We start from the raw sequence: 8029 nt of genomic DNA, 5'->3' as shown, positions 1-8029 counted from the left end.
GCTTCGGTCAGGGGCCCCAGGTAGGTGTGGCCCGTCAGGTGGCACCAGGCCGGGAGGTCGATGGGCGCGGCCGGATCACTGGCGATCAGGTGGATGACGGAGCCGGGCGCGAGGTCCGCGATGTGTTCGCGCAGCTCCAGCAGCAGGCGCACGCAGGAGCGGTCGCCGCCGTCGATGACGACTGGATCCGTGCTCATTCCCACCCCCGGTTCCGCGAGGCTAGCAGGCCATAGGGGAAATATAGGGCTTACCGCGACAACAGCGGCGGCCGGACCAGGGCGCCCTGCGCGGGTCGCGATCCCAGCGTGCCTCACGGTTCCGCTCAGGGAAAGTTCAGGAAATAGGGCCACACTGGGGCCGGGGTGGCGTCACGGGAGCGCGGGGCGCCGAAGCGGCAAAAGAGGATCAATCGCGCGTAGACGGGATCGTCGGCGATATGGGAGAGGGAGGGCCTAGACTTGACCTTTTCTTTCAGGTTCCGTCCAGCTTTGGAGCTTACAGTCGCAGGGAAGTACCCCCCGTTGTCATCCAGGTGAGGGAATCGGCTTTGGGGCGAGTCATGGATCTCGGAGTGGCGCGAGTGGAGAGCACGAAGACCTGCGGGACGCTGACGTTCCCCGCCGAGGTCGACCTGAGCAACGGCGAGGCGATCCTCGGCCAGGCCGTCGGGCTGCTCGACTCCGGCGCGCCCGCCCTGATCCTCGACCTGACCGGCTGCTCGTTCTGCGACTCCAACGGGCTGAACGTGATCACACGGTCGCAGATGCGGGCGACCGAGCTGGGCGTCCCGATGTGGGTGGTACTGCCGCCGCGCGGGATCGTCCGCCGGGTGTCGGACGTGGCGGGGCTGCAGCGCCGCGTCGCGATCGCGCCGGACGTGGCGACCGCGCGCGAGGCCCTCACCGCGACCGCCCGCGGCTAGCGTTCCAGAACCCGGTCGATCCACTCCCCCGACTCGCCGAGCAGCAGGTGGCCCGCGCCGAGGATGCTGGCGTCGCGGCCCGCGCGGGACGTCGCGATCTCCAGGTTGCGGGTGGCGAGCGGCAGGCAGCGCTCGTAGATGACGCCCCGGATCGTCGCGACCAGCGGCTCGGCATTGGACAGGCTGCCCCCGATGACGAGGGCGTCGGGGTTGAAGAAGTTCACCAGGGCGGTCAGCACGTCCCCGATGAGGCGCCCGGCGGTGCGCACCGCGCTGGTCGCCTGCGGGACGCCGTCGGCGACGAGGTCGACGATCCGGGCGGGGTTGTCCACCGCGATGCCCTGCGCGGCGAGGGACGCGGCGAGCGCGGCGCCGCTGGCGTGGGCCTCCAGGCAGTCGGGATGCCCGCAGGAGCAGTCGACGGTGGCCTCGGACAGGATCCGCACGTGGCTGATGTCGCCGGCGGCTCCGCGGCCCCGGTGCAGCCGGCCGTCCACGATGACGCCGCAGCCGATTCCGGTGCCGAGTTTGATGACCATGACGTTGTCGAGGGACGGCCATGACCCGCGGTGCTCGCCCACGGCCATGAGGTTGGCGTCGTTCTCGACCAGCGCCGGGACGCCGGCGTGGCCGGCCACGTAGTCGCGGACGGGGAAGTCGTTCCAGCCGGGCATGCGGGACGGCGAGACGACCTGGCCGGTCGCCGGGTCGACCGGCCCCGGCAGCCCGATGCCGATGCCGCGGACTGGGACGTCCCGCAGACCGCGGTCGCGGGCGAGTTCGCGGAGGCTGCCGATGACGGCGGTCAGGGTCTCCTCGGGCCCGACGGCGATGTCGCACGCGAGGTCGGACAGCGCCAGGGGCGTCCCGGCGAGGTCGACGGCGGCGAGCCGTGCGTGGTGCGCGCCCAGGTCGGCGACCAGGAACACGCCCGCCTCGCGGGCGAGGCGGAGGCGGCGGGGCCGCCGGCCCCCGCGCGAGGCCCCGGCGCCCTCCTCGGCGAACAGGCCGGCCTCGATGAGCTGCTCGACCCGCAGCGAGACGCTGGACGCGGCGAGCCCGGACAGCCGGGCGAGCTCGGCCCGCGACTCCGCCTGGCCGGTCGCCACCAGCCGCACGAGCGCCGCCGGTCCGTCATCTCTGCTGTTACGCACTCCAGATAGATAGCATGCGCGAACTTGGTACGGCAACGCGTTGACTTACGTCGAATTGACGCTCTATCGTCCTCATTGACTTCGATATCGAAGGAAGTTGGAACGTGGGTGACCGAATGATCGAGGTTCGCGGCCTGCACAAGCGCTTCGGCGACCACACCGCCCTGCGCGACGTGGACCTGGACGTGGCCCGCGGCGAGGTCGTCGTGGTGATCGGCCCGTCCGGATCGGGCAAGTCGACGCTCTGCCGGTGCCTGAACCGGCTGGAGACGCCGGACGCGGGCGAGATCCGCTTCGACGGCGCGGAACTGCCCGCCGAGGGCCGGGCCCTGGCCCGCCTGCGCGCCGACGTCGGCATGGTGTTCCAGTCGTTCAACCTGTTCCAGCACAAGAGCGTCCTCGCGAACATGACGCTCGCGCCCACCCGGGTGCGCGGCATCTCGCGCGCCGAGGCCGAGAAGCGCGGGCATGAGCTGCTCGACCGGGTCGGCATCGGCGAGCAGGCGAGCAAGCTCCCCGCGCAGCTGTCGGGCGGCCAGCAGCAGCGCGCCGCGATCGCCCGCGCGCTCGCGATGCGGCCGAAGGCGATGCTGTTCGACGAGCCGACGTCCGCGCTCGACCCCGAGATGGTCGGCGAGGTCCTGGACGTGATGACCGGCCTCGCCGGCGACGGCATGACGATGGTGGTCGTCACCCACGAGATGGGGTTCGCGCGCAAGGTCGCCGACCGCGTCGTGTTCATGGCGGACGGCGAGGTCGTCGAGACCGGCGCCCCGGCCGCCTTCTTCGACTCCCCCGCCACCGACCGGGCCCGGGACTTCCTGGCCAAGGTCCTCAGCCACTAGTGCAGCCCCGGGCGCGCCGCCCATGGCGCGCCACCCGAGAAAGGTTGATGATCATGGTGCGTACCCCTGCGGGGATGCGGCGGGCGGCGGTGGCCGCGGTGGCCGCGCTGTCGCTGACGGGCCTCGCGGCCTGCTCCGGCGGCGACTCCGGCTCGGCCGTGCCCGGTTCCGGCGGCGGGAAGACCGACGACCTGGCGGCCTCGGCGCCGGTCGCCTCGAACCTCCCGGCCGGCTCCACCATGGAGAAGATCAAGAAGCGCGGCGAGCTGATCGTGGGCGGCTCGCTGGACGCGCCGCTGCTGTCCCAGCAGAACCCGGCGACCAAGAAGGTCGAGGGCCTGGACGCCGACTTCGGCCGGCTGCTCGCCAAGTACATCATCGGCGAGCCCAAGGTGAAGATCGTCAACTCGGCGTCGGAGACGCGCGAGGCGCTGCTGTCCAACGGCACCGTGGACGTGGTGCTGCAGACCTACAGCATCACGCCGGAACGCGCCGAGCAGGTCGCGTTCGCCGGGCCGTACTACAGCTCCGGCCTGGTCGTCGCCACCAAGAAGGACGAGACGGGCATCAAGGCCCCGGCCGACCTGAAGGGCAGGACGGTCATCGCGGGCGCCAACACCCCGGCGATCCCGGCGATCAAGAAGGCCGCCCCGGACGCGAAGATCCTCACGTTCGGCAGCGACCCGGAATGCGTCCAGGCGCTCAAGCAGGGCCGCGGCGACGCCTACGTCCAGGACCAGGCGATCCTGCTCGCCACCGCGAAGCAGGACCCGTCCATCAAGATCCAGGGCGAGCCGTTCACCAGCGACCCGTACGGGATCGGCCTCAAGCACGGCGACACGCAGATGAAGCAGTTCGTCAACGACTGGCTGAAGAAGATCGAGGCGTCCGGGCTGTGGGCGAAGACCTGGAAGAACTCGATCGGGACGGTCGTGGAGGGCGACGCGCCGCAGCCGCCCGCGATCGGCTCCGCGAAGGGCTCGGAGTAGTCCCCGCCCCATGGACGTCATCACCGACCACCTCGGGGAGTTCGGCGACGGGCTCCTGCTCACCGCCGAGCTGACGCTGCTGGCGCTCGCCGGCGCGCTCGCCGCCGGGATCATCGTCGCCGCGATGCGGGTCAGCCCGGTGCGCGTGCTGCGCGCCGCCGGGATGGCCTACGTCGAGGTGCTGCAGAACATCCCGCTGCTGGTGTGGCTCGTCATCGCCGTGTTCGGGCTCCCCGAGATCGGGGTGATCGCCGGGCTGTTCACCACCTCGGCCGTCGTGATCGCCCTCTACCAGGGGGCGTACACGGCCGAGGCGATCCGGTCCGGGATCAACGCGGTGCCGGCCGGGCAGGGCGAGGCCGCCCGCGCGCTCGGGCTGACGTTCGTCCAGTCGCTGCGGCTGGTCGTCCTGCCGCAGGCGCTGCGGACGGTCGTCCAGCCGCTCGGCAACATCGCGATCATGACGCTGATGAACACGGCGCTGGCCGCGGCCGTCGGCGTCGTCGAGCTGACCGCCGCCGCGAACCGGGTCAATCTGGCCGAGGCGCAGCCGATCTGGATCTTCGTGACGGCGGGCCTGGCGTACATGGCGCTGTCGGCGGTCTTCGGGCTGGTGACCGGCGGCCTCGAGCGGAAGCTGGCGATCCTGCGATGAGCACCTCCCGCCTGCTGTTCGACGAGCCGGGGCCGCAGGCCCGGCGCCGCATCCGGGTCGCGACCGCGCTGACGCTGCTGGCCGGGGCCGTCCTCGTCGCGCTGGCGCTGCGCCAGTTCGCCGACAACGGCCAGCTCGCCGCCGACCGGTGGCGCCCGTACGGGACGTGGCCGATGTGGCGGTACCTGCTGGAGGGCCTGCGCTCCACGCTGTACGCCGCGGCCGCGTCGATCGCGCTGGCCATGGCGGCGGGCATCGTGCTCGCGCTCGGACGGCTGTCGCCGGCGCGGTGGCTGCGCATCCCGTCGGCGGCCTATGTCGAGATCGTCCGGACGATCCCCGCGCTGCTCCTGGTCTACGTCGTGCTGTTCGCGCTCCCGAAGTACGGGCTCGACCTGCCGCTGTTCTGGAAGCTGGTGGTGCCGCTGTCGGTGTCCAACGCCGCCGCGTTCGCCGAGATCTTCCGGGCCGGGATCCGGTCGGTGGAGCGCGGGCAGCTGGAGGCCGGGCTCGCGCTCGGGCTGACGCGGGGGCGGGCGATGCGGCTGATCGTCCTGCCGCAGGCGGCCCGGCGGGTGCTTCCGTCGCTGGTCAGCCAGTCCGCCGGGCTGCTGAAGGACACCTCGCTCGGGTTCGTCGTCAGCTACGCCGAGCTGCTGTACAGCGGGAAGGTCCTCGCCAACTACAACCACCTGCTCATCCAGACCTACCTGGTGATCGCGCTGATCTACCTGGTGATCAACGCGTCGCTGGCCAAGCTCGCGCGGACGCTGGAGGCGCGGCAGCGGACCCGCCCGTCCCGCGCCGTCCGCGAGGCCGCCCCGGCGGCGCAGTCTCTCTCTGGGGGGACGACCCCCCAGACCCCGCGGTGAAGTGCGTCATGGTGAGGAATGAGATGTACGAAGTGCTGGCCGAGGTCGTCCGGAACGACTTCGTCGAGAGCCGCCACTACGGCAGCGTCGCCGGACTCGCCCCGGACGGGACGCTCGCCTACGCGCGCGGCGTTCCATCGGAGACCGTCCTGCCGCGGTCCACGACCAAGCCGTTCCAGGCCCTCGCCTGCCTGAAGGCGGGCGCGCCGCTGGAGGGGGAGCGCCTCGCGATCGCGGCGGGCAGCCACACCGGCGAGGACTTCCACGTCAAGGCCGTCGAGGGCATCCTCTCGGACGCGGGACTCGGCGCGGACGCGCTGCAGTGCCCGCCCACCTGGCCCGAGGACGAGCCGGCGAAGGCGGCGCTCATCCGCGCGGGCGAGGGCGAGTCGCGGATCCGGATGAACTGCTCGGGCAAGCACGCCGCCATGCTCGCCGCGTGCGCCGCCAACGGCTGGCCGCTCGACACCTATCTCTCCACCACGCATCCGCTCCAGCTGATGGTGCGGCAGGTGATGGCCGGCTGCGCCAGTGAGGAGCCGTCGCCGGTCGCCGTCGACGGCTGCGGCGCGCCGCTGTTCGGCCTCACGCTGACCGGGCTCGCTCGGGCCGCACGCTCCCTCGTCCTGTCCGAGGACGCGCGCCCGGTCGCGGACGCCATGCGCGCCCACCCCGAATACGTCGGCGGGACGGGGCACGCCAACACCGAGTTCATGCGGGCCCTGCCCGGCTCGGTCGACAAGGGCGGCGCGGAGGGCGTCTTCATCGCCGCCACCGCCGCGGGCCACGCCGTCGCGGTGAAGGTCATCGACGGCAGCCCCCGCGCCACCACCGCCATCGCGCTGCGCGCGCTCGCCGCGCTCGGCGCCGACACCACCCCGGCCCGGCCGCTCGGCACCGTCCCCGTCCTCGGCGGCGGACGCCCGGTCGGCGAGATCCGCACGACCCCGGAAGGACGTCCGTGAGCCTGACCTACGAGATCTGCATCGACAGCGTCGCCGGCGCCATCGCCGCCGAGAAGGCGGGCGCCCACCGCGTCGAGCTGTGCGCGGCGCTGTTCGACGGCGGGCTCACCCCGACGCTGGGCACGGTCCGCGCCGCGCTCGCCGCCGTGTCGTCCATCAAGGTGAACGTCATCATCCGCCCGCGCGGCGGCGACTTCATCTTCGACGAGCACGAGGTCGCGGCGATGGAGCACGACGTGGCCCTCGTCCGGGAGGCCGGCGTGAACGGGGTGGTGATCGGCGCGCTGACCCCGGAGGGGACGGTCGACCGTCCCGTCGTCGAGCGGCTCGTCGCGGCGGCGGACGGGCTGCCCGTCACCTTCCACCGCGCCTTCGACATGGCCGCCGACCCGTTCGGCACGCTGGACGCCCTGGCCGGCCTCGGCGTCGCGCGCGTCCTGACGTCCGGGCAGGACGTGAGCGTGCTGGAGGGCGCGCCGCTGATCGCCGAGCTGGTGAAGCACGCCGGCGACCGCGTCATCGTCATGCCGGGCGGCGGCGTCACCGACCGGAACGTGGCGCGCGTCGTCGAGGCGACCGGCGCCCGGGAGATCCACTTCGCCGCGCTCAGCCCGGAGCCGAGCCCGGCCGTGCACCGCAACCCGTACCCGTTCATGGGCGGCGAACTGCGCCGCCCGGAGTACGAGCGCCTCGTCACGACCCCCGCCGGCGTCGCCTCGGTGATCCACGCCGCCGGCTGAGGCGAGCGGGACCCCGGCCGGTGGCGCCGCGCCGGGGTCCCGTCCCCTCCCGTCAGCCGGCGCGCTCGATGCGGGCGCGGCGGACGAGGAACCTGCCGGCCTCGCGGACCTGCTCGAACGCGGCGTCGTTCAGCAGCATGCAGCTGCCGGACGCGGACGTCACCTCGACGGTCGTCGACTTGCCGTTGTCGAGGTTGGTGACCTTCACCTTCGTCCCGACGGGAAGCGTGTTGCTGGACGCCGCCGGGGCGCCCGCCTCACCGGACAGCGTCACGGTCGACCCCTGGCACACGACCTCGCTGGACGCGGCCGGGGCCGCGCTCCGCGACGGTTCCGGCTTCGCCTGCCGGGGCGGCGCGGCCTGCTGAGGTGGCGCGGCCTGCTCGGTCGAGGTGGCAGGGGCGTTCTTCGCTGCGGCCTCCTCCTTGCCGCAGAACGATTCGGTGAACGCGTCGGTGCTCTCGCCCCGCGCCTTCTTGGCCCGCTCCCCCAGGCACAGTGACGAGATCTTGTTCGCCGGGCCGAGGCCGCTGACGGCGTTGGTGGTGTTGGCGAAACGCTCGCGCTGGCGGCAGTTGAACGCCAGCCCGAAGTCCAGCGCCCGGTCGCCCTGCGCGGCCCGTTCGTTGACCGCCTGGCACGTCGCGCTTATCCGCATCGCGGGTTTCTCGCCCTTGGCACGGGCCGCCTGCCGCTGATTCTCCAGCACGGCGAATTCCGTCTGGTCGCAGTTCTCGGCGGCGCCCACGTTCACCGCCGTGCCCGCCGCGACGTCCTGCCGGATCTCGGCGCAGGCGGACGACTCCGCCGCGACCTGGCCCGCCACGCGCGCCTCCCCGCCCCGCCCCCAGGAGGCGAGGCAGCAGAAGCCGCCGCGTCCGGCGCCC

10 protein-coding genes are annotated in these 8029 nt (G+C 72.7%); 7 read left to right on the top strand and 3 right to left on the bottom strand.

Going from position 1 to position 8029, the window contains the following annotated elements; all coding sequences use genetic code 11:
• The coding region (locus E1293_RS41320; protein WP_132204664.1) for a sulfurtransferase TusA family protein at positions 1-197 on the bottom strand (197 nt) is incomplete at its 3' end.
• A 362-nt stretch (positions 198-559) separates the two neighbouring features.
• Between E1293_RS41320 and E1293_RS41315 the strand changes: the two genes are divergently transcribed.
• Complete coding sequence (locus E1293_RS41315) at positions 560-922, top strand: STAS domain-containing protein (protein WP_132204662.1); 363 nt, start codon at positions 560-562, stop codon at positions 920-922.
• On the opposite strand, the gene E1293_RS41310 is transcribed toward E1293_RS41315, so the two are convergent.
• Positions 919-2076: an ROK family protein gene (locus tag E1293_RS41310; RefSeq protein WP_207939411.1), complete on the bottom strand. Its 1158-nt coding sequence runs from the start codon at positions 2074-2076 to the stop codon at positions 919-921. The two genes, E1293_RS41315 and E1293_RS41310, sit on opposite strands and share 4 nt — an antisense overlap.
• A 116-nt stretch (positions 2077-2192) precedes the next feature.
• Between E1293_RS41310 and E1293_RS41305 the strand changes: the two genes are divergently transcribed.
• From E1293_RS41305 to E1293_RS41280, 6 genes are read left to right on the top strand one after another with little or no spacing between them, the layout of a single operon-like run.
• On the top strand, positions 2193-2921 hold the full coding sequence (locus E1293_RS41305; protein WP_132204668.1) for an amino acid ABC transporter ATP-binding protein: 729 nt from the start codon (positions 2193-2195) through the stop codon (positions 2919-2921).
• 53 nt (positions 2922-2974) lie between these two features.
• On the top strand, positions 2975-3910 hold the full coding sequence (locus E1293_RS41300) for a glutamate ABC transporter substrate-binding protein (RefSeq protein WP_243717340.1): 936 nt from the start codon (positions 2975-2977) through the stop codon (positions 3908-3910).
• 10 nt (positions 3911-3920) lie between these two features.
• Positions 3921-4565, top strand: coding sequence for an amino acid ABC transporter permease (locus tag E1293_RS41295; protein WP_132204660.1), 645 nt, complete (start codon positions 3921-3923; stop codon positions 4563-4565).
• Positions 4562-5437, top strand: coding sequence for an amino acid ABC transporter permease (locus E1293_RS41290; RefSeq protein ID WP_132204658.1), 876 nt, complete (start codon positions 4562-4564; stop codon positions 5435-5437). Before E1293_RS41295 ends, E1293_RS41290 begins: the two co-directional genes overlap by 4 nt.
• Before the next feature lie 23 nt (positions 5438-5460).
• Positions 5461-6402 carry an asparaginase gene (locus E1293_RS41285; RefSeq protein WP_243717338.1) on the top strand — a complete coding sequence of 314 codons (942 nt, stop codon included), beginning with the start codon at positions 5461-5463 and terminating at the stop codon, positions 6400-6402.
• Positions 6399-7142, top strand: coding sequence for a copper homeostasis protein CutC (locus E1293_RS41280; RefSeq protein WP_132204654.1), 744 nt, complete (start codon positions 6399-6401; stop codon positions 7140-7142). The genes E1293_RS41285 and E1293_RS41280 overlap by 4 nt, the downstream gene beginning before the upstream one ends.
• Before the next feature lie 52 nt (positions 7143-7194).
• On the opposite strand, the gene E1293_RS48995 is transcribed toward E1293_RS41280, so the two are convergent.
• Positions 7195-8029: RlpA-like double-psi beta-barrel domain-containing protein (locus E1293_RS48995; protein ID WP_207939410.1), on the bottom strand; the 835-nt coding region annotated here is incomplete at its 5' end.

This window comes from Actinomadura darangshiensis, assembly GCF_004349235.1.
Lineage (GTDB): Bacteria > Actinomycetota > Actinomycetes > Streptosporangiales > Streptosporangiaceae > Spirillospora > Spirillospora darangshiensis.
Note: the sequence above shows the minus strand (reverse complement) of the source record. Positions and strands in the feature narration are given on the sequence as shown.

Bases quoted from the DNA above. Each gene is read 5' to 3' on its own strand.
- E1293_RS41285 (WP_243717338.1), top strand. From the start codon at position 5,461: ATGTACGAAGTGCTGGCCGAGGTCGTCCGGAACGACTTCGTCGAGAGC.
- E1293_RS41315 (WP_132204662.1), top strand. From the start codon at position 560: ATGGATCTCGGAGTGGCGCGAGTGGAGAGCACGAAGACCTGCGGGACG.
- E1293_RS41295 (WP_132204660.1), top strand. From the start codon at position 3,921: ATGGACGTCATCACCGACCACCTCGGGGAGTTCGGCGACGGGCTCCTG.
- E1293_RS41305 (WP_132204668.1), top strand. From the start codon at position 2,193: ATGATCGAGGTTCGCGGCCTGCACAAGCGCTTCGGCGACCACACCGCC.
- E1293_RS41290 (WP_132204658.1), top strand. From the start codon at position 4,562: ATGAGCACCTCCCGCCTGCTGTTCGACGAGCCGGGGCCGCAGGCCCGG.
- E1293_RS41300 (WP_243717340.1), top strand. From the start codon at position 2,975: ATGGTGCGTACCCCTGCGGGGATGCGGCGGGCGGCGGTGGCCGCGGTG.